At 52.4% G+C, this 20,035-nt stretch carries 19 protein-coding genes; 14 read left to right on the plus strand and 5 right to left on the minus strand.

Annotation, left to right across the window (positions count from 1 at the left end):
* The first annotated feature begins 176 nt into the window (after positions 1 to 176).
* Positions 177 to 494, plus strand: coding sequence for a hypothetical protein (locus ACE6ED_RS19135; RefSeq protein WP_410828826.1), 318 nt, complete (start codon positions 177 to 179; stop codon positions 492 to 494).
* Between the two features lie 99 nt (positions 495 to 593).
* Here the strand turns inward: ACE6ED_RS19135 and ACE6ED_RS19140 are convergent, their stop codons facing one another.
* Together ACE6ED_RS19140 and ACE6ED_RS19145 are read right to left on the minus strand one after the other, a co-directional pair.
* Positions 594 to 1,703 carry an SDR family NAD(P)-dependent oxidoreductase gene (locus ACE6ED_RS19140; RefSeq protein WP_410828827.1) on the minus strand — a complete coding sequence of 370 codons (1,110 nt, stop codon included), beginning with the start codon at positions 1,701 to 1,703 and terminating at the stop codon, positions 594 to 596.
* 253 nt (positions 1,704 to 1,956) lie between these two features.
* Complete coding sequence (locus ACE6ED_RS19145; protein WP_410828828.1) at positions 1,957 to 2,514, minus strand: histidine phosphatase family protein; 558 nt, start codon at positions 2,512 to 2,514, stop codon at positions 1,957 to 1,959.
* A gap of 110 nt (positions 2,515 to 2,624) precedes the next feature.
* On the opposite strand from ACE6ED_RS19145, the gene ACE6ED_RS19150 reads away from it, so the two are divergent.
* The 4 genes from ACE6ED_RS19150 (at position 2,625) to ACE6ED_RS19165 (ending at position 5,281) form a co-directional block, all read left to right on the plus strand.
* Positions 2,625 to 3,020: an NUDIX hydrolase gene (locus ACE6ED_RS19150; protein WP_410828829.1), complete on the plus strand. Its 396-nt coding sequence runs from the start codon at positions 2,625 to 2,627 to the stop codon at positions 3,018 to 3,020.
* A 69-nt stretch (positions 3,021 to 3,089) separates the two neighbouring features.
* A complete protein-coding gene (locus tag ACE6ED_RS19155) occupies positions 3,090 to 3,995 on the plus strand; it encodes a phosphotransferase family protein (RefSeq protein WP_410828830.1) in 906 nt (301 codons plus the stop codon).
* A gap of 300 nt (positions 3,996 to 4,295) precedes the next feature.
* A complete protein-coding gene (locus ACE6ED_RS19160; protein WP_410828831.1) occupies positions 4,296 to 4,625 on the plus strand; it encodes a hypothetical protein in 330 nt (109 codons plus the stop codon).
* Positions 4,626 to 4,783: 158 nt separating this feature from the next.
* Positions 4,784 to 5,281, plus strand: coding sequence for a P-loop NTPase family protein (locus ACE6ED_RS19165; RefSeq protein ID WP_410828832.1), 498 nt, complete (start codon positions 4,784 to 4,786; stop codon positions 5,279 to 5,281).
* Between the two features lie 58 nt (positions 5,282 to 5,339).
* Here the strand turns inward: ACE6ED_RS19165 and ACE6ED_RS19170 are convergent, their stop codons facing one another.
* The gene (locus tag ACE6ED_RS19170) at positions 5,340 to 5,771 is read right to left on the minus strand and encodes a GNAT family N-acetyltransferase (protein WP_410828833.1); all 432 of its coding nucleotides are present in this window, start codon (positions 5,769 to 5,771) and stop codon (positions 5,340 to 5,342) included.
* A 194-nt stretch (positions 5,772 to 5,965) separates the two neighbouring features.
* On the opposite strand from ACE6ED_RS19170, the gene ACE6ED_RS19175 reads away from it, so the two are divergent.
* The 3 genes from ACE6ED_RS19175 to ACE6ED_RS19185 all read left to right on the plus strand — a co-directional run bounded on the left by ACE6ED_RS19175 (position 5,966) and on the right by ACE6ED_RS19185 (position 8,405).
* Entirely contained in the window at positions 5,966 to 6,703 is a 738-nt protein-coding gene (locus ACE6ED_RS19175; RefSeq protein ID WP_410828834.1) for a hypothetical protein, read from the plus strand.
* Positions 6,704 to 6,997: 294 nt separating this feature from the next.
* Positions 6,998 to 7,489, plus strand: coding sequence for an SRPBCC family protein (locus tag ACE6ED_RS19180; protein WP_410828835.1), 492 nt, complete (start codon positions 6,998 to 7,000; stop codon positions 7,487 to 7,489).
* A 4-nt stretch (positions 7,490 to 7,493) separates the two neighbouring features.
* Positions 7,494 to 8,405 (plus strand): alpha/beta fold hydrolase, encoded by a 912-nt coding sequence (locus tag ACE6ED_RS19185; RefSeq protein ID WP_410828836.1) that lies wholly within the window; start codon positions 7,494 to 7,496, stop codon positions 8,403 to 8,405.
* Positions 8,406 to 8,602: 197 nt separating this feature from the next.
* On the opposite strand, the gene ACE6ED_RS19190 is transcribed toward ACE6ED_RS19185, so the two are convergent.
* Both ACE6ED_RS19190 and ACE6ED_RS19195 read right to left on the minus strand, forming a co-directional pair.
* Positions 8,603 to 10,093: an MFS transporter gene (locus ACE6ED_RS19190; protein ID WP_458782635.1), complete on the minus strand. Its 1,491-nt coding sequence runs from the start codon at positions 10,091 to 10,093 to the stop codon at positions 8,603 to 8,605.
* A gap of 164 nt (positions 10,094 to 10,257) precedes the next feature.
* Positions 10,258 to 10,764: a MarR family transcriptional regulator gene (locus tag ACE6ED_RS19195; protein ID WP_410828837.1), complete on the minus strand. Its 507-nt coding sequence runs from the start codon at positions 10,762 to 10,764 to the stop codon at positions 10,258 to 10,260.
* A 292-nt stretch (positions 10,765 to 11,056) separates the two neighbouring features.
* Between ACE6ED_RS19195 and ACE6ED_RS19200 the strand changes: the two genes are divergently transcribed.
* From ACE6ED_RS19200 to ACE6ED_RS19225, 6 genes are all read left to right on the plus strand, one after another.
* A complete protein-coding gene (locus ACE6ED_RS19200; RefSeq protein WP_410828838.1) occupies positions 11,057 to 12,763 on the plus strand; it encodes a hypothetical protein in 1,707 nt (568 codons plus the stop codon).
* Between the two features lie 414 nt (positions 12,764 to 13,177).
* A complete protein-coding gene (locus ACE6ED_RS19205) occupies positions 13,178 to 13,963 on the plus strand; it encodes a HipA family kinase (RefSeq protein WP_410828839.1) in 786 nt (261 codons plus the stop codon).
* Positions 13,964 to 13,983: 20 nt separating this feature from the next.
* Positions 13,984 to 14,580, plus strand: a complete 597-nt coding sequence (locus ACE6ED_RS19210) for a serine/threonine-protein kinase (protein ID WP_410828840.1) — start codon at positions 13,984 to 13,986, stop codon at positions 14,578 to 14,580.
* Between the two features lie 179 nt (positions 14,581 to 14,759).
* Positions 14,760 to 18,224 (plus strand): glycoside hydrolase family 2 TIM barrel-domain containing protein, encoded by a 3,465-nt coding sequence (locus ACE6ED_RS19215; protein WP_410828841.1) that lies wholly within the window; start codon positions 14,760 to 14,762, stop codon positions 18,222 to 18,224.
* A gap of 95 nt (positions 18,225 to 18,319) precedes the next feature.
* The gene (locus tag ACE6ED_RS19220) at positions 18,320 to 18,631 is read left to right on the plus strand and encodes a YtxH domain-containing protein (protein WP_410828842.1); all 312 of its coding nucleotides are present in this window, start codon (positions 18,320 to 18,322) and stop codon (positions 18,629 to 18,631) included.
* Positions 18,632 to 19,053: 422 nt separating this feature from the next.
* On the plus strand, positions 19,054 to 19,932 hold the full coding sequence (locus tag ACE6ED_RS19225; protein ID WP_410828843.1) for an NADAR family protein: 879 nt from the start codon (positions 19,054 to 19,056) through the stop codon (positions 19,930 to 19,932).
* Positions 19,933 to 20,035 lie beyond the last annotated feature (103 nt).

The raw sequence follows: 20,035 nt of genomic DNA on the forward strand, positions 1-20,035 counted from the left end.
GATTATAGAGAATTCCGATAAGAATCGTCAACTATAAAAAATAGCGATACTGGGGAAAATAGTAAATCAGGCGCGGCTGCCAGCTGTCGGGAACTTCTCTGCTCTTTTAGCTGGAGCGTATGCGGCTGCATGAATTATGAACAGATTAGGGTGGGAAAAAAAGGAGCTAAAGTCTTATGGAGACCATGATAATGAGGATAGAAGATGTGGTTGATTTTCCGGAGCGGGGAATCGTGCTGCTGGTCAGCTTTGTTGAACTAGACTCCTACAACGTTACAAAATTAAAGAGAGTAATAGGTTCAACGATCACAGTGAGCAGCGGCGAGGAAACGGATTATGAGTTGGTTGTAAAAGATGTGAGCGTCTCTTTTTCAATTGCCGGCATCCCGCTTATAGGAATCAACATTCAAGAAAAAGTGGGGGTAGACGAAATCAGGAAGGGTGCTATCCTACAAATCGATTTGGGGGATGCCGAGGGTAACCCTTTGCAGTGAAGGAGGCGGTGAGGTTTGAGACGGCCGGCTGCAACTCCCCGATAGGGATAAGCCCGCCTTCAACAGCAGATTCAGCGGGCTTTCCGTTGGTGTATCCCTTCACCATTCAATTTCTTTATAATCCTTCAAAAACACCCCTGTCCACGGCTTCTCCGCGTCGATTCCTTCATAAACCGGATCGCAGATCCGGGCTGCGGCATCCTCGAAGTCCAGGGGCAGTTCAATCGCCCGCCGGGCTTTGGTCTGCTCCGGGAACTGGTTCGACACCCAGCCGGGGTCGACGCTGGTCACAAAAATCCGGTCTCTTTTGTATTCCTTGGACAAGGTCAAGGTCATCATATTTAATGAGGCTTTGGCCATGTTGGTGTGGACATGGTAACCGCCTTTTCGTTTCGCCTGGAATCTGCCTTCCGCCGCCGATACGTTGACGATAAACCGGTTTGGATGGGGGCTTCGCGCTAAGGCGTCTTTTAGCTGTGTGTTCAATAAAAACGGGGCGGTAACGTTAATCAGCTGGACCTCCAGCATCTCCATTACAGAAATCTGATGGGACTGTGCTGTCCACGAATTCTGGAGCTGCGATTGTGCGGAGGTGACATTCATCTCCGGATAAAGCAGCGGAAGATAAGGAGAGACAGCCGCCTCATCCGCAGGCTGCGGAAAAGGAGCCAAGGCATGTTGACCTGCAAGCAGCTGCTGATGGTGGTCTAAAAGCTGTTGTTCCAGTTCGCCCTCCTGCAGAATCAGCTGATCGTATTCCTCCGGTGACATTCTAACCGTCTGTGCAGCATTGTTTATAATGACATCGAGATAAGGAAACTCCTGTTTGATATAACTGGCGAAACGTTCGACCTGATCGATTTGGCGAAAATCCAGCCGGTAAATATGAATCCGGTCCCGCCACTGCTCCCAATCCGGCTCTGTGATATAACGCTGCAGGGCATTATAGGGGAACCGGGTGGTCAAAATCACACGCGCCCCGTCCCGCAGCAACCGCAGCGCCGTATAATAACCTATTTTGGTGCGTCCGCCGGTAACCAAAGCGATGTACGTGTCCATGTCATGTTTGGCTGTCCGTTTTAATTCATTATAATCGCCGCAAGCCCTACACAGCTTCGTATAGTGCTCGTGCGCGATAGGGTTCAGTTCTTTGCAGACGTAACATCTGCGTTTTCTGCCGTTCTCAGCTGTGTTGTCCGGATTGTTCATCTTACCACCTTAAAGGAAATATTTACATCCATCATAACATATGATAAAATTTTCACACACAGTAGTTTAATCAAAATACCTGCCTCTCAAGCAGGGGATGAAGGACTTGAGCCTTCCTGTGCAGGGTGATAGTTCAATTAGAACGCCCTCCCGCTAAGAGGGAGATGGAGGTCCCAATCCTCCTCACCCGTTAATATTTTAATGGAAGCTCTCAATTCGTCTTGTGAATTGAGGGCTTTTTTACTAGGGAGAACTACGTAACTGCTAACTGCTCCACCTCCACGAGCCGAAACCCGTTGAAAGTTAACTTGTAAATATCGGGCATCTTTAACTGCTTCCAAAATGCAAAATCATACCTTTTATCAAAGTGATTCATAATTAGCACCATAAGGTTTCCGTGTGTCCCGACGGCTATATTTTTGCCTGGATATTGTTTAAGTATCGTTGTGAGTGCTTCGACTCCCCTCTGCCGGGCATCGAGGTTGGATTCTCCGCCTTCCCAGGCAAAGCAATCGTCTTCCCATACTTTTGATAGGGCAGACTCAAAGTCATCGACAGGTTGTCCCGCTAGGGTCCTTTCCCGAAAGCTGTTCTCTATGACTATACTAGCGCCAAGTGTATCGGCTAGACCTTCAATGGTTTGGACTGCTCGTTTGTACGGACTTGAGATGAGAACCTGGATCCCTTCTTTTTTTAGAATCTCCGTAACTTTATCTGCGTCTCTTTTTCCCCGTTCCGATAAAGGACGGTTTAATTCGTCGGAAGAGTAATTGGAATGGGCATGCCTAACCAGGTATATATGTGTATTCAATCGGACCACCCGCCATTTGTTATAGTAGATAAATTATAGTATAGCCTTCTAAAATTAACGATGTTTATATGTTCACGCAGCGCTTTAGAGCGAGTGGACAAGGAGGAGCCATGAGAAACCGAAGTTCGGTGATTTTAATTAAAGATAAGCATGTCGCGCTAATTCAAAGAATTAGAGACGGTGCAGAATATTATGTGTTTCCCGGTGGGGGTCTGGAAGAAGGCGAGACACCGGAACAGGCCGCTGCCAGAGAGGCGTGGGAGGAGTTAGGTGTTACGGTGAACATCCGGGAGTGTATCGCGGAAGTTGAGTATGGGGGAACTCAATATTTTTATTTCGCAGATATCTTGGAAGGGGAGTTCGGGACTGGAGCAGGGGAGGAATACTCGGGCGCGCTCAGAGACAGGGGAAGCTACCTGCCTGTGTGGGTGGAGATCAAAAGGCTGTTAGCATTGGATGTAAGGCCCCGGGAAGTCGCTTTGAGGCTTCAAATACAGTATCCATAAACCGGGGATGCAATTGGAAACCTGGATAATCGGAATATAGGCGAAAAAGGAAGAGGAGGTTTGAATCAAATGCCAGAACCCAATCTTCAGTCCGCCCGGCAGGCCATCAACGATCAATTTCCCGATTTGGCCATTCAGACGATGGAGCCGCTTGGCGAAGGTTTTCGGAATTATGCCGTACTCGTTAATGGAGAGTGGGTGTTTCGGTTTCCGAAATCCAGGCAGGGGGCGGATGAGCTGGAAAAAGAGATTCGGCTGCTGCCGCTGCTGCACCATCAGGTGAAAGCCGGCATTCCGAAATTTGAGTTCATTGGCCGGTTCTCGGATGGACGGCCGTTCGCCGGTTACCGGAAGGTTTCGGGTGAGGTGCTGGGAGAAGATGGATTCGCTGCGCTCTCTAATGAGGCCCAAGAACTGCTCGCATCCCAGCTTGCGGATTTCATGAATACGCTGAAAGCATTTCCGGTAGAACTTGCTTTACAGGCAGGGGTCCCCGGTTATAATCACAGAGCGGATGCCCTGGAGTTATGGGAAGCCGCGCAAAAGCAGGTATATCCTATCGTTGCAGGCTCAGTCAGAGATTACCTCGAACAGCGTTTCCAAAGCTATTTGGATGATCCGTCCAACTTTGCGTATACTCCGGCGTTGATCCATGCCGATTTATCGCCCGACCATTTTTTGATGGATCCCCTGAAGACACAGTTAACGGGAATCATTGATTTTGGCGATGCCGCGATCGGTGATCCGGACTATGACTATTTGTATCTTTTGGAGGATTGCGGCGAGCCGTTCACCCGGCAGGTGATGCTGCATAGAGGAGTCGATAACCGGGATGTCCTCCTGCGCAAAGTGTCATGGTTCGTTACGTTTGATCAAGTCCGTTATCTGCTGGAGGGTTTGGCCTCCGGGGAAGAAGAATGGATCGCCGAAGGAGTAGAGGTCGTGGAAGACGATAGATTGAAGAATGCAACCTAGGGCGATGTATCCGGAAACAGGAGCCTAAACAAATTGCAGACAAGGGATCAACATTCCGGCAGCCCCTGCGGCAAGCCGGGAAATATGTACCTTGCGGAAGCAGCCGCAGCCTATAGATTTTCTAGGGCGGGTTGCTTTTTTGCGCACCATATATCCCTTAACTCCGCCAATGTTCTCAGGACATTCAGCCTCTCGTCAAACGATAAGTTATTATGATATTGTGGTTAATGCTGGAAATAAAGCCTGTATTTCATTTATATGAGAGGCTTTAAATATACATAGAGAGAGGATGTAGTATGCATGATTATCTGGAAGGGTTATGGCATTTTGAACGTTGTGATTCCTGCAATACTTGTGTTTGCCGTCACTTCGCTGCTGTCGGCATTAGGGCTGGAATCCATTGATGACCGTCTGCCTATGGCGTTTGTGTTTATTGTTTCCGGAGTCATTATCTGGTACCTGGGAAAAGCTTTGAATGCCAAATCGAACAGAGTGTATGTAGATGAGGAGACCGGGGAACGTTTTCGGGCGGGAACAGGACACAGTCTGTTTTTTATCCCGATGCATTATTGGGGACCTATCGGTCTGGTCGCCGGATTCGTTCTGATTGTCGCCTCCATTTTTAATTAAAAGCTGGTCCTGGCGAGATGCAGGTCAGTGATACAAAATTAGGCTGATTGTGGTTGCTTCTGCCATGATCGGCCTAATTTTGTATAATCAGATTAGGATGCGCTTTTAAATTGAGACAGGGACCCAGATGGACGAGGAGTTCCCGGGAGAGAAGTGACATGAACGGAACAAAAATTTTTATTACCGGAATCGTAGCCAGCGGCAAAACCACGTTAGCCAAACGTTTGTCGGAGCAGTTGCAAATTCCTTGGTACGAGCTGGACAGTATTGTGTATCCGCAGACGGAGACGGGGAGACATAAACGGACACCGCAGGAGCAGCTGGAGGTCATCCGTGAGATCGACCGCAGCGGGGCTTGGATTTTTGAAGGGACGGACCGGGCGTCATACCGCTGTTTGCTGGAGATGGCGGACGCGATTATTTTTCTCGATCCTCCCTTATGGAAACGCAGAATACGAATTTTCACCCGGTATGTAAAGCAAAAGTTAGGACTCGAATCCTGCGGTTACCGTCCGGACCGGCAGATGCTGAAGCGGATGTACCAATGGACAAATGAGTTTGAACGCGACCGGAGCAATTTCGAGGCTCGACTGCAGCCGCATGATGCGAAAGTGGTCCGGCTGAAAGTCAGTACCGGACGGGGAGTTATCGAATAACTATGATTTCGGCGTGGTTGGGCATACTGCGCTGTCCGCCAAGTCCGGTCTGCTGCGCCTAACTTCCCTTCGTCAACCGTTTTGAGAAGTATTTTGGAGCTTCGTCGTATCCCTGCCGCTTGTAGAATCTATGAGCATCTGTTCTTCTTGAATGACAATGCACTTGAATTCGGTCACAGTTTCTTTTTTTGGCCGATGCAGCGGCAAATTCTTCAATTGCTCTGCCAATCCCCTTGCTTCGGGTTGTTGCGTCTACTACAAGGTAGCTAATAACCGCAATGTCTCCTTCAAGGGCCAATTGAGGGATGTAATGCAGGGAAATGCAGGCAGCAATTTTCCCTTCATCCTCGTAAACCATAAGCTCCTCGTTGGGGTGTTCCAGAAGCCTTACGATGTTGTCCTTAATAAAAGACTCCGTACCCGGGTAGCCAAGCTGCTCCAACAGCCGGGAAATATCTTGCCAATCTTCCGCTTCAGCAGGCCTGATCATTTATCCAACCTCCATATCCTCATACAATTCACAAACAGTAAAGATTGTCTCATACTATATTCCCGCCGGGGTTAACAGTCAAAGACCAGCTGGTCTCCAATTTTTAATAAAATCGGCGTGTACAAGGAACCACGCAAGACATCCGCCGTAACTTCGGACCATTCGGGAACGTCTAGGAGATGAGGTGATGTGAAATGCAGACAATCAAGCGATTCGTTATACCGGTGGTTTTGCTGGGTGTGCTGCTGGTTCTGGCTGGCTGTGCTGGAGTGGGAGATAGACAATCGGAAGGTGCGGCTGGGGATTGCAAAAGCACTATAGAGTGGGTCGATTTTCTGAAGCTGAACGACATTACGTACTCCTATAATTCGGAAGGAACCGAGGAAATTACGGACGGGCAGCAGGAAAAACAGATCGGTGAAGTAGCATACATGCTGGACGGGCATGCCTGTACAGATCATGTGAGCCATAATGGCGATGCCGCCTATCTTCCCGCTGGTACACCGGTATATGCCATGAAAGGCTATAAGCCGTCTTACCGCGTCATTGCGGCCAACAAAGTGTATGAAGCAGAACGCAATCCGCATGCCAAGACGCTCGGCGATCTATGGGATATCGATGGAAAAATCGCAAAAGTAAGCCTGGAGAGCGGTATAGACGGCAGTCCAATCGGTGACTTCACGCCGGATGCATCAGCGGTTTTTGCTGAGGAATTGCCGGGGCTTGAGAACGTTGGCTTTGATACGATTTATAAGGACAACAAACCGGAATACGGCATCTTCCTTCGGGTACATCTAATCGACGGAACTTCCTTCCGGATGGTCTTTTACGAGAATGCAAATGCCTTTACGGCAGGTGCATACGGCACGGAAGCATTAAGGGACGTTATTGTCAGCGAACGCACACGGATTAAGCAGGCCGCCGGGATGTAGAGAGTGGGGGCTGCAAGTCATCGCCTGTTTTCGGCAGTCCAATTGCGCCTCGGTGTTTGTTCCGCTAACATGGAAGGGTGAAGCCGCACAGGCTGAGGGAAACTGCTGACGGGCTGAACTGCCTCATCTGCAAATACAGTGTTATTCGGAGTCAACGGGCAAAATTAAGTGGCAGCAGCCGGAAACCCAGCCTTTTTTGGGGCTAACCTGTAAAAACGATGCGTACAGCTGTCCGGCTGCTTGCAGGGACCCGGCAGGTAACTGCCGGTATTTTTTGGAGGGAGGGGGCTTGCCATGTTAGCGGTAATTGAGCAGGCAGAACAAGGGTATACCGCCCGGTTTGAACGTCAATTGAAACATTCCGTTCAGAGCGTCTGGGGAGCGCTGACTGATAATGACAAGCTGGCCAAGTGGTTTTCCGAGCTGCGGATCGACGATTTGCGGGTTGGAGGCGCCGTGAAATTCGATATGGGCGACGGCACATTTGAAGAGCTGGAAATTACGGAGATGAAGCCGGATTCTGTGCTGGAGTATGCTTGGGGCGAAGATCAGGTCCGGTTTGAGCTGTATCCCGAGGAGGACGGCTGCCGTCTGCTTTTGATTGAACGGATCAGCCAAATTACTGGCCACACTCCAAAGGATCTTGCCGGCTGGCATGTCTGTCTGGAGGTCATGAATGCCGTGTTGGAGGGCCGTACGGTTGAATCCCGAGAAGACGATTGGAAATCCTGGTATGCCAAATATCAGGAGCTGGTCGGGAAAATCCCGGGTTCGGAGGAGCAATAACGGGATGACGGGAGAATCGGCGGGCGAAGGAACCGGATTGGCATGTACCGGGAAAGAAGCTGCCGTTACTGTTGCCCATATGCCAGTCCGTAGCGGGGGAATTACACTACATAGAGGATTTTTAGGGAAGGAAGAACATTTCATGCAGGAGTACAGATTAAAAAATATCCAGGCTAGCTTGCGCTATCACGATCTGCCTGGCGAAGATACGCCGATTGTTTTTATTCACGGGCTTGGCTGCGCAGGTTCGCTTGATTATCCGCAGGTGGCGGCCCAGCCGGAGCTGGCGGGACACCGGCGGATTATGCTGGACATGCTGGGGGCTGGCTACAGCGACAAACCTGAGGATTTCAGCTACACGGTGAGCGGCCATGCCGAATATTTGGCGGAATGGGTTGATGCCATAGGGCTGAAGGAGTTTATCCTGTTTGGTCACAGTCTCGGCGGAGCGGTGGCGCTTGCTTTGGCGGAGAAACGGCGGGACCGGATCAGCCGGCTGATCTTAAGCGAAGCAAACCTCGATGCAGGGGGCGGATTTGCGAGCAGGGCGATAGCGTCTTATAGTGAACAAGATTTTGCGGAACATGGGTTAGCCGATTACACTTCCCGTCAACGCCAGGAGGGCAATACCAACTGGGCGGCCAGCTTGTCCTTGTGGTCGCCGCTTGCAGCGCACCGTCTATCGAAATCGGCGATTGCCGGCCAAACCCCAGCCTGGAGAGAGATCCTGTATTCGCTGACCTGCCCCAGAACGTTTATATTTGGCGAGCGGTCGCTGCCCGACCCGGATGCGCAGGCGCTGGCGGACCAAGGTGTCCATATCGGGATTGTGGAGCGGGCCGGACATTCAATGGCTTGGGAAAACCCGGCGGGGCTTGCAGCCGCGATCAAAAACGGGATTGTGCATAACGTCTAAAGTAACATTTGTGGCGTGAGCGCTGCTGCGCGGCTTATTCCAAACGATTCGCGGATTGTTCAGTACCCGACCTTTTTTGCGGGGCTCGGTATCCAGGCAGAGAGGGCATAATCTTATAGTTATCGGAGGTCCGGGCGGCCAGTCAGCGTCCGGGCCTTTTTGCCGTGAAAATGCGGTTTGGATAGCTGCACAAGCTGCTAGGCATCAGCTTCAGGATCGGATGTGCTTTCCGGGCCGTCAACGGCACCTCTTGAACGGACTATCGCCCAGACAACCAGCATCGCTGACACTGCTGTGAGCGTCAGGCCGGCAATCGTGACCGCTTCCCGGAACTGTGCGGTCTGCTGCATGCTCCAGTTCGCTTTGGTGATGTCGCCGCTAAATAGAACGGCGAGAACGGTGCCGGCGACGGCAATACCGAAGGCGGTGGTAATCTGGGAGGACGTGTCGATGAGTGCCGCGCCGATCGAAGTCCGATTCTCCGGAAGACCACGGAATACGTTAATTGCTGCAACGACGCCGACCACACGCATCCCCGCAGCTACGGTAACGAGTGGGACCGCAACCCATAGGTAACCCAAACGGCTTAACATACTATAAATGGCGAGTCCGAATACGACGGCTCCTGTGCCAAGCCATGCGGCCCGGCCAAGCCCAACCTTTTGTACAAAAGGATTAATGAGGGGGCCCGCAGCAAGCAGAACGATGACTTGCGGCAGCATTCCGATGGCGGCGAGGGCCGGAGACCACCCCCAGTCGAGCTGCAGCTGAAGCGTTACCATGTAGCCAAGTCCGGCAGTCGCCAGCCCGGATGCGGCTTTGTACGCGAGGCCGCTGGAGACGAGAGGACGTGCGACATATTGGAGGTTGAGGAGCGGATAACGCACTAAGCGCTCGCGAATGAGGAAAAGAATCGCACCAGAGCCAGATGCGGCAATGGCTGCCCATGAAATCCATGCTCCAGCGCCGTTGTTCATGAATAGTGTCGGGGCGACAAGCGCCAGAACGATGGCGGCGGTACTAAGCAACGCACCGAGGAAATCTACCGGATCACGGTGGAGGTCGTCCGCCTCATCCTTAGGAATGCCAAATCGCACACCAATTATTGCGAGTACGGCGACCGGTACGTTCACCAGCAGCAGGGCCTGCCAAGGCGCGATTGCAAGCACGAAACCACCTACTGTCGGACCTATCGCTAGGCCTATCAGCCCAACGGTCGAAATGAGGGTCGTCGCACGGACGCGGAGGCTGTCCTCCGCAAACAACCGAAAGGCCAGAGCCATCGATCCCGGGGTCGTCATTGCGGCCGCGCATCCCATGGCCACCCGAACAGCGATGAGTTCCCCGGTAGAAGACACAAAAGCGGTTGCCATACTTGCGATTCCGAGCAGTACCAGTCCGATGAGCATAATCTTCCGCCGGCCAAAGCGGTCGGCGATTGCGCCAAACAGCAGCATCAGCCCGCCAAATACAACAGCGTACGCATTCGTCACCCACTGCAACGCGATAGTTGATGCATGTAAATCTTGTCCGATCGTGGGCAATGCAACGTTCAGGATCGAATTGTCCAGCATCTCGAACAGAAACACCGCCGAGAGTCCAGACAGTGCCAGCCAGGCCTCACGCAGGGATTGGGGAAAATGCGCAGTCTGACCCCTTGTACTCATAGTTTGAATCTCATTACTCATGATAATTTCTCTCCTCTACATAATTCCAATATAGACTCTGTCTGAAGTAATTTTGTTTCCTGGTAAGCAATATCATCCTATGCCGATTTTGCTTCCTTGTCAACAAAAAACAATGACAAAAAACAGCCCCTTTAAGTAACGTGGGGCTGTGGGGCTGTTTCTATCTAATTGTTTTTTGATTCAGATGCATCCGGCTCCATTGCTATTCCCTGTTTCTTGATTTCATTATCCAGATGATGGCTGTACCTTTCCAAAAAGGTTAACATGCTGTCAAATTGCTGTTCCGTGATCTGTTCAAATACGGCTTTATCCCGCTCTTGAAATTCCTTGTGCAGATCCGAATGGATTTTATAAATGGTTTTCCCTTGACCAGTAAGCCTGAAATAGATCTCCTTCTTGTTATCCGGCTTTTGGTAACTTTCTATAAGGCCCTTTTTTATAAGCTTTTTTGTCATTTTACTGATAGCGCCGGTAGTTAAATAAAGGCACTCTGCGAGTTGGGTCACGTTGGGATCGGTGTTGTTCTCAATACATTCGATGCAGTGCACCTCAGATGGGGTTTGCCCCTTCAGAGTGTCTTCCATTTTTCCTTTATTGAGCCAAACCATCTTGTTATATAGTTCCCTGAATCCGGCTAATACCTGTTCTTGTTTCTGTTCTTTGGCGTTCATATTGTGACCTCTTTTTCGGAAGGATGAGCTTCATAAACTATTTTACATACTCCCGGAACACCATGCCACCACATTACGCCTGCTCCTTTGAGCCCGCTCTCTCTTGTATAGCAAACGGCGCTCCATGCCCGGAGTAACCGGGACTTTCGGTGTGTGAAAACTCGATGCCTATGTGCCTTATTGCTACTTTATAACTAAATCCCCCGTAACATCCGATGATTACTAAGGGAGGCATGGCAATACATACCTAACATCTTGGTTGTACATTCATAAGCTGATGGAGGCGTATCACTTGAAAAAAATCGTAAGTTCAATGCTGGCGGTTATGCTGGCAATCCCGCTTTTCGGTGCTGCCGCTCCGGCTTCCGCGGAGAAGCCGGTTAAAGCAAGCGTGTCGGAGAGCAGCACGTACGTACGGGGGCAGGAGTGGGCCATCACCGGTTTTACGGTTAACGGCAGCAATTACTTCAGCCTGCGCGATGTGGCGGAGGCGCTGTCCGGCAGCCCAAGCCAATTCGATGTGTCCTACAGTGCGGCGGGCGGATCGGTGGAGATTTTGACCGGCCGGCCTTATACGCCAAGAACCTCCGTGTACCGGGGATACTCCGGGCGCGGCACGGGACTGGCCGCAGTGCCTTCCTCCTCGAAGGTGCTGGTGGACGGCAAACCGCAGCCGATAACGGCCTATAATATTAACGGCAGTAATTATTTCCAGCTGCGGGATCTGGCTGCCAAAGTCCCGTTTGAGGTGGAATATGAACCCTCGTCCAATAAAATCTCGCTTTTTCCGAAAACGCCTGAACATGCTTCCCGGGTGCCGGGGCTGCAGGTGACGGACGACAATGCGCTCACTTCTTCTTTTTCCAGATGGCAGCAGCCGGCGGCCACAACCATCGTGCCTGGCAGCGACGGCTCGCTGAGCGTCGTTCAAGCGGGTAAAACGCTTACGGTAGAGAAGTACAGCGCTGCGTTTGCGCCTGCCGGAAAAACGAATATCCCGATGGAGCTTCCGCTGTTCGGCGGATTTTTTAGCGGGACGGCCTATAATTATATTGCGTTTGGGCAGAGCAATGCGGAGCAGAATGATGCCAAAGAAGTCATCCGGATCGTCCGCTACGATAAAAGCTTCAATCGGATCGACAGCGTTTCGGTAACCGGCGGACAGAGCTTTACAATCGAGCCCTTTGACGCGGGTTCCGGCCGCATGGCCGAAATGGGGGACACGCTGGTGTTCCACACTGCGCGCAAACGGTACAAAACCGACGATGGGCTGAATCACCAATCCCAGCTGACGATGATCGTCAATACGGCTTCGATGAAGGTGACCAACGATCTTGGACGTTTCCAGGCCAATCACGTCAGTCATTCGTTTGACCAGTATGTTTTGTTCGACGGGGCCGAGCATGTGCTTGTTGATCATGGCGACGCTTATCCGCGTTCCATTGTGCTCAACAAGGGAAACGGCAGTGATTACACTGAAGTGGATCTGTTCAACATTCCGGGAAGAATCGGCGCAAATGAAACCGGTGTATCGCTCGGCGGCTTCGAGATGTCTGCCGGCAGCTATATCGTAGCGATGAACTCGGTTGATCATTCGAAGGTTAAGGAGTATACCTCGTTTGAAATGGTGGGCCTGAAGGTTGATCAACGGGACATCATGCTCGCCGTGCTTCCAAAAAGCAATGTAAGCGCCGGCGCGGCCCGGCAAGTGACACTGGCGAAGTATACGGACGGCAGCAAAAACGCCTCCGTCCCCAAGCTGGTCAAAATCACGGATAACCGCATGATGGTTCTATGGCAGGAATTTGATCTGGAGGGGCGTCCGGGCGATGTGAAAATGCAATACATTGACGGAGACGGCAATCCTTCGGGCAGCATTCAGTCGCTTCCGGGCTTCAGGTTGTCCGAAACCCAGCCGGTCGTCATTGGCGGCAAAGCCGTGTGGTTTACCGATACGTGGGGGGCTCGCGTCTTTTACTCTATTCCGGCAGCGGGCTGAGTGTTAAGACTCCGGTCCGGTTTGCAAAAAGAGTGCAGCAGGTAGGCGGCGAACCGGCGAATCCCCCTTAACACGAAGATGCCCTGCATATATTCACGGCATAATCTACTTCATGTTTCCAAAGCTAATAGTTAGAGCGGAGCAAAACAATTGCCGCACCAAGTCCAAGAAGGGCTATGGTTGCGGCAATTTTATTTGCCAAGAGGCCCTGTTCCAGGCAAATCCAAAACATACACTAGAATATATCAATAAAAAGGAGGATGTACATGATTAGCAAATGTGCTGGAAAGTACGGTAAAGGGCTGGTGGGCTTAAACAGTGCCTAAGGAAACCATTAATCATTAACCAGATAGTCGGGGATTTCCATAGTTCGCCTGATTATCTGCTACTCCTCGGAAGTATGGAGGTGGGTTCATGCTTCAGGCTGTCAACTATGTCAAGCCGCTGTCGGGATGGAGTACGCCTCATTTGATGGAATGCAGCGACGGTAATTTGTATGTTGTTAAATTAACCAGCAACCCGCAGGGGATTCGGGTTCTGGTAAACGAGATGATTTGCTTCAGGTTGGCGAAGCGGCTGAACCTTCCCGTTCCTGATGGACAAGTCGTCTATATTGACGAGTCTTTAAGAAGCCGGTCGCTAAGTTTGGGGATCGACCTTGGCCGTGGTCCGCATTATGGCAGCAGATATGTGCCGGACAGTACGAATTTTCCCACGGACGAAGAGCTCGGCAGTTGTCATAATATCGCCCAGGCGGCGGATATTATCGCATTCGATCACTGGCTGGACAACAACGACCGCCATCTATGGCGTGAAGATGGACAAAATATCCTCGTTTCGCGGGGAGCTAATCCGCAGCTGTGGATGATTGACAACGCGAATATTTTTAATGGACCGAACTGGACGGTAAAAAACGTGATGAATTCCTTATCGGTCCAGCATGAATTTTGGGGGCCATTGTATGCAAAATTTGCTCCCCATCTGCAAAACCCCGATCCGTTCGGCCAGGCAATCGCCAGAATCAACGCCCTTACCGCACAGGATTTTCACCAAATCACCGCGGATCTGCCGGTATTATGGGGAGTAACAGACGGGGAATTGGCAACGCTCGCTTTTGCTTTGGAAATACGGAGAAACAGCCTTGTGCCCCGGCTCCATACGCTCCAGGAAAAATATCTGCTGCCTGGACTGGGAATTTAGTGCAGGGGATGTGAATGGTTGTGGCGTTTCATAATATCCAAGTGTATCCCAGTATTTCAGAGCCAAACCAGCCTTATAAAGTTCAGTGGATGAACCCGGCGGGCTACCCCTTTCTTGGAGCAGGCGCGCAAGGGGCGGTTTTCCAGCTTTCTCCCACAACTTGTGTAAAGGTTTTTGCGCACGAAAGCGATGCCCAGCAGGAGGCGCACTCCCTTTATAAAGCCAGCTCTGCATCCTTTACGCCGCGCGTACACGGAGTGGGTTCGGACTACATTATTATGGAGTATATTCAAGGGCAGGACATCGACACCTTCCTGTCCGAACAGCATCATCTCCCTGTTTTTCTGGCTGAAAAGCTTGTGGTGATGCTGCATGAGATGCAGCGCGTCCGGTTTACCCGGAGAGATGCCGCTTTACGTCATATATACATCACTCCTGAGCGGCAGCTTAAGGTAATCGATCATGTGAACTCTTACCGGTTTATCCAGCCTTACCCTGTGAGACTGCTGCAGGAGCTTGCAAATAAAGGTTGTTTAATCCCGTTCCTCGAATATGCCGAAAAGACCGTTCCGGCCATGTCTGCCGTGTGGAGGCAAAAATCAGTGATTCCCAGTTAAACACAACGGATTGCCAGCCGCTGCTTAAGGGAATAAGTACCGGGAACCGTCGGCAATCAAAAGAGAATATACGGCCCGCGATGCGAAGCGAAGAGAAGTGAATCGCTCACTTTCGGAAGAGATAACCAGGTGATATGATAGCCTGGACCAAAATCTTTCAGGAAAGTGTGGGCTCGTTCTTGAACAAAAAGATTTTATTTAACGACGGATGGCAGTTCGCCAAAAGCAGTCTGGATACGAAGGATTCCGCCGGTTTGACGTTTGAACCGGTGGATCTTCCGCATGATTGGCTGATCTACAATACGCTCGATCTCTATGAAGAAGGCATTGGCTGGTACCGCAAGGTATTCCCCCGGCCGGAAGAAGGAGATCAGGTGCTGCTTTATTTTGACGGCGTTTACATGGATTCCACGGTATATGTTAACGGGCGGAAGGTTGGCGAATGGAAATACGGGTACTCTTCGTTCGAGCATGACATCACGGATGCTCTGACGGACGGCGACAACGAAGTGGTCGTCAAGGTGCTGCACCAGAGTCCGAACAGCAGATGGTATTCGGGTGCGGGCATTTACCGCAACGTGTGGCTGAAGACTCGGGGCTTAAACCATATTGTCACTGACGGCGTGTATATTACAACAACGCAGCATTCGGACAAGTGGACAGTAGAGGTGAATACCGAACTTCATCTGACGGAGGATGCGCAGCTGACGCACACCCTGCTGTATAACGGCGAAGAGGTCGCTTCCGTATTGCAAAAAGTGGCGGCGGACGGCGGCGCGAACGCCGCACCGGCAGCGGCTGTCGTGAACCGGCAGCAGTTCACCGTTACCGGTCCGCGGCTGTGGAGTCCCGAAGAGCCGAATTTGTACCGGCTCGTGACGCAGCTGAGCGCGGCCGATGGGGCCGATGGGGCTGGCTTCTCCGCCGGGCAAACGCTTGAGAAGGTAACTTATGCGGTTGGATTCTGCACCATTGTCATGGATCCGCAGCAGGGGCTCCTGGTCAATGGGGCCAAAATGAAGCTGAACGGCGTGTGCGAGCATCACGATTTTGGCGCGCTTGGCTCTGTATTCAACCTTACCGCATTAAAACGCCGGTTCGTCATTCTGAAGGATATGGGCGTTAATGCGATCCGCACCGCACATAACATGCCTGACCCGCAGCTGATGGAACTCGCGGATGAGATGGGGCTGTTTGTCGTTTCGGAGGCGTTTGATATGTGGGAGCGGCCCAAAACTCCGTTTGATTATGCCCGCTTTTTTCCGGAATGGGCGGCGGCGGATGTCCGCAGCTGGGTGAGAAGAGACCGCAATCATCCGAGCCTGATCATGTGGAGCATCGGCAACGAAATATATGATACCCACGCGGATGAACGCGGACAGGAAATTACGCGGAAGCTGATGGAACAGGTGCAGCTGCACGATCCGAAAGGGAATGCGCCGGTCACCATCGGTTCGAACTACATGCCTTGGGAGAATGCGCAGAAATGCGCCGATATCGTTAAGCTGGCGGGATACAACTATGCCGAAAAATACTACGAAAAGCACCACGCGGAGCATCCTGACTGGATCATTTACGGCAGCGAGACGGCATCGGTTGTGCAGAGCCGGGGCATTTACCACTTCCCGTTTGAACAGGCGATCCTGGCCGACGATGACGAGCAGTGCTCGGCGCTCGGCAACAGCACAACCAGCTGGGGAGCAAAGTCAGCGGAGGCCTGCATCATCGCGGAGCGGGACACCCCGTTTTCGCTGGGGCAGTTTATCTGGACCGGATTCGATTATATCGGCGAACCAACGCCTTATCACACCAAAAATTCTTATTTCGGCCAGATCGACACCGCTACCTTCGAAAAGGACTCCTATTATATTTATCAGGCGGGCTGGACGGATTACAAAACACGGCCGATGGTGCATCTGTTCCCGTATTGGGATTTCAGCCCGGGCCAAATCGTCGACGTCCGGGTAAGCTCCAATGCGCCCCGGGTCGAGCTGCAGCTGAATGGCGTAACGTTGGGCATCCGCGACATCGACCATGCCAACGGCAAGCAGCTTGTCGGCACGTGGAAAGTTCCTTACGAGCCGGGCGAGCTAAAGGCGATTGCCTATGACGAGGACGGGAAGGTCATCGCGACCGATACGAAGCACTCGTTTGGCGACGCGAAGCGCATCCGTCTGCAGGCGGACAAGGAGCAGCTTGTGGCGGACGGTACGGATCTGCTGTTCCTGGAAATCGGGATGGAGGACGAAAACGGCCATCCTGTTGAGAACGCGAACAACCGTGTTCAGGTCAAAGTTACCGGTGCGGGTCTGCTGCTTGGACTCGACAACGGAGACAGCACCGATTACGACCCGTATAAAGGCACAAGCCGGAGATTGTTCAGCGGGAAACTGATGGCGATCATCGGGGCGGCCGCCGAGCCGGGGAGCATCCGGGTGGAGGTGTCCTCCAAAGGGATGTCGCCGCGCACGGCGGAGTTCGAAGCCGTGGCGGCCGAATCCCCCGCTGTTTGCGGCAGAACAGCCGTGTCCGGGAACCGGCCGGACCTCGCTGTTGTCACGGGAGCGCCGGATGAGATTCCGCTGCGCAAAATTGATATCATCAGCGAGTCGGGACGCCGTTTTGACGAATCGAATACGGAGATGATCGTGCGGGCGCAGCTGTTCCCCGCGGATGCCTCTTACCAGGACGTGGAGTGGAGCGCGGTGAATGATGCGGGCATCGTGTCCGACATCGCCAAGGTCGAAGCCATGGGGCATGAAGCAAAGGTGACGGCGCTTGGAGACGGCGCATTCCGGCTCCGCTGTACAAGCCGCAACGGCACGGACAAAACGAAGCTGATCTCGGAGCTGGAGTTTACCGCCGAAGGACTGGGGACGGCTTACAAAGACCCGTATGGGTTTATTTCCGCCGGCCTCTACGACTTCAGCAAAGGCGAGGTTGGCAGCGGCAACGAGCGCGGGGTAGCGACAAGCCGGGACGGGGAGACGCAGGTTGGTTTTCACGCCATCGATTTTGGCCCTTACGGTTCCGATACGATTACCATTCCGATTTTTGCGCTTACGAACGAGGAATATCCGCTGGAAATTTGGGAAGGTGTGCCCGGCGAAGAGGGCAGCGAGCTGCTGGCGGACGTTATCTACCAAAAGGAATCCAAGTGGAATGTGTATCAGGAGGAGACGTACCGACTGTCCCGACGGCTGCGCGGCATCACTGCGATCTGTTTCGTGCTGCGGCAGAAGGTGCATATCAAAGGCTTTTCTTTCGAGCGGCAAAACCCGGCGTTTGAGCAAAACGACGCGGCGGGCGCGGACCGGATCTACGGTGATACCTTTACCGTTGCCGGCAGCCGGGTAGAGGAAATCGGCAACAATGTGTCGCTGGAATTCAGCCATCTAGATTTTGGCGGCGAAGGGGCGGCGCAGCTGACGCTGTTTGGGCGTTCCCCTATCGATAAAAATACGATTCATGTCCGGTTTGCGGGCGAAGGCGGCGAAAGCAATCAGCTTGTCGAATTCACCCATTCGGAGGACTATGAAGAACGGGTATTCAAGCTGGACCGGGTGAAGGGCGAGCAGAAGGTGACGTTTATTTTCCTCCCGGGCAGCCGCTTCGATTTTAGCTGGTTCCGTTTTGACCGGTAGAAGGGTGCACTGATCTCCCGGGGTGTATTGATTCCCGAAAGATGTGGGTAATAATAGGGGAAATCAATCATGCATCCCAGAGAGGAGTCAGGAACATGGACGCTGAAACGAAAAAAACGATGGCAATAGGCGCGGTTGCAGGTGCTTTGATCGGTGCAGGTCTGGGTGTTCTGCTCGCTCCGCAGCAGGGCCAGAAAGTGCGCGCCAAGCTGGCTGATGTGGCAGATATGGTCAAGGAGACCGGCGCGCTGCTGAATGAAACGGGCCGTGAGCTGTCAGGCAAAGGCCAGGAGGTCGCAGGCGTAATCAAGGAGACCGTCAGCGTAGCCAAAGACATCAAGGATGAGACGGTAAACGCCGCTCAAGGCGTCAAAACGGAAATTCAGAATTTTAAATCGCAGCCCTGACCGAACTGGGGCGGCGGCATAAGACAGGCGTCCGGCTAAAAGGGACGTGGAGCAGACCTGTTGTCAGGTCTGCTTTTTTGCTGTTTAAAAAGATGCCGGGCGAAGGTAACCGGATGTCCTGCGTCGCCAGTTGAAGGAGCAGCCCAGACGCTTTTTGTATTGGCAGGAGTGTCTATTAGCCGGAAGGATTAGGAATGCATAGGAGTGTGCAGAGACAACGGCAGACTGATTCTTTGTATTGGTCTCTACTTTTAGTAGAATAAGGAAGAGTGCCAGCTGCACAGAGACGGGCGTTATTTTGCGTTAATGGCGAAAGGCCGGAAAGCGAATAGCCTGCGTTAGGTGCACTGCGGGAGAGCTGCAGCCTGTTAGATCAGGCAGCTGGCAGAAACTTGATTGGCATCGTGAGGAGGAGAAGGTAGATGAGTACTGTATATACGTTAGAGCATCCGATGGCTCCGCCCTGGTTTATGTATCCGGCGCTCGACCGTTACAGCATCGGCTGGAGAATGGGATATGGGGAGTCTTACGTTATGGCGTTTGCAGAATGGTATGAAACGCTGTCGGAAAGAGAACGTGAAACGTACCGCGAGTGGTTTCCTGCCCCGGTCGGCTGGACCGGATGGTATGAGGAGGAAGAGGCGGACGATAACGATTTTGCGCAGGATGAAGCCTGGTTCGGAACGGGGGATGCGGTTCCCGCGTACTCTGCTGAAGCCCTGAACAAAGAGATTCAGGCCGGGAAACGGATCAAATACATTTTTTTCTGGGGCCACCGGCCGGATGCCAAAGGGCAGATCACCAAATCGTGCCTGAGCCAATGGTGGGGTTCCGATTTTGCGGTGGAGACTGACAGGTATTTTTGCATGGAACAGTACATGATGGCGGAAAAAGCCCGGCTGTTCGGCGACAAGGAAACACTGGCAGCCATTATGAGCGCAGGACACCCGAAGACGGTGAAGGATCTTGGGCGTAAGGTTGCCCCTTTTCGGGAAGAGGTATGGTCAAGGAAGCGCTACGGGATTGTCCGGCGGGGCAATCTGGCCAAATTCATGCAAAATGAGGAGTTGATGCGCTTCCTGCTGCAGACGGGAGACCGGGTGCTGGTCGAAGCCAGTCCGGTGGACCGGATCTGGGGCATAGGGATGGCGGCTGACGATCCGGATATCGAACAGCCCGGCAAGTGGCGGGGGGAGAACCTGCTTGGCTGGGCGCTGATGGAAGTGCGGGATGAACTGCGGCGGATTGGCGGTCATTACAGCAAACTCGACCTTGAGCAGCTGCATCGGACGTTCGGATAAGCAGATAAATAGTAAGCAGAAAGCAGGGAAACTGACAAGCAGGTAAGCAAGTAAGCAAGTAAGAGACAAGCAGGCAAGCAGACAGCAGTGTGCATTAGCGAGG

Source organism: Paenibacillus nanchangensis (genome assembly GCF_046543445.1).
GTDB lineage: Bacteria > Bacillota > Bacilli > Paenibacillales > Paenibacillaceae > Paenibacillus_AQ > Paenibacillus_AQ nanchangensis.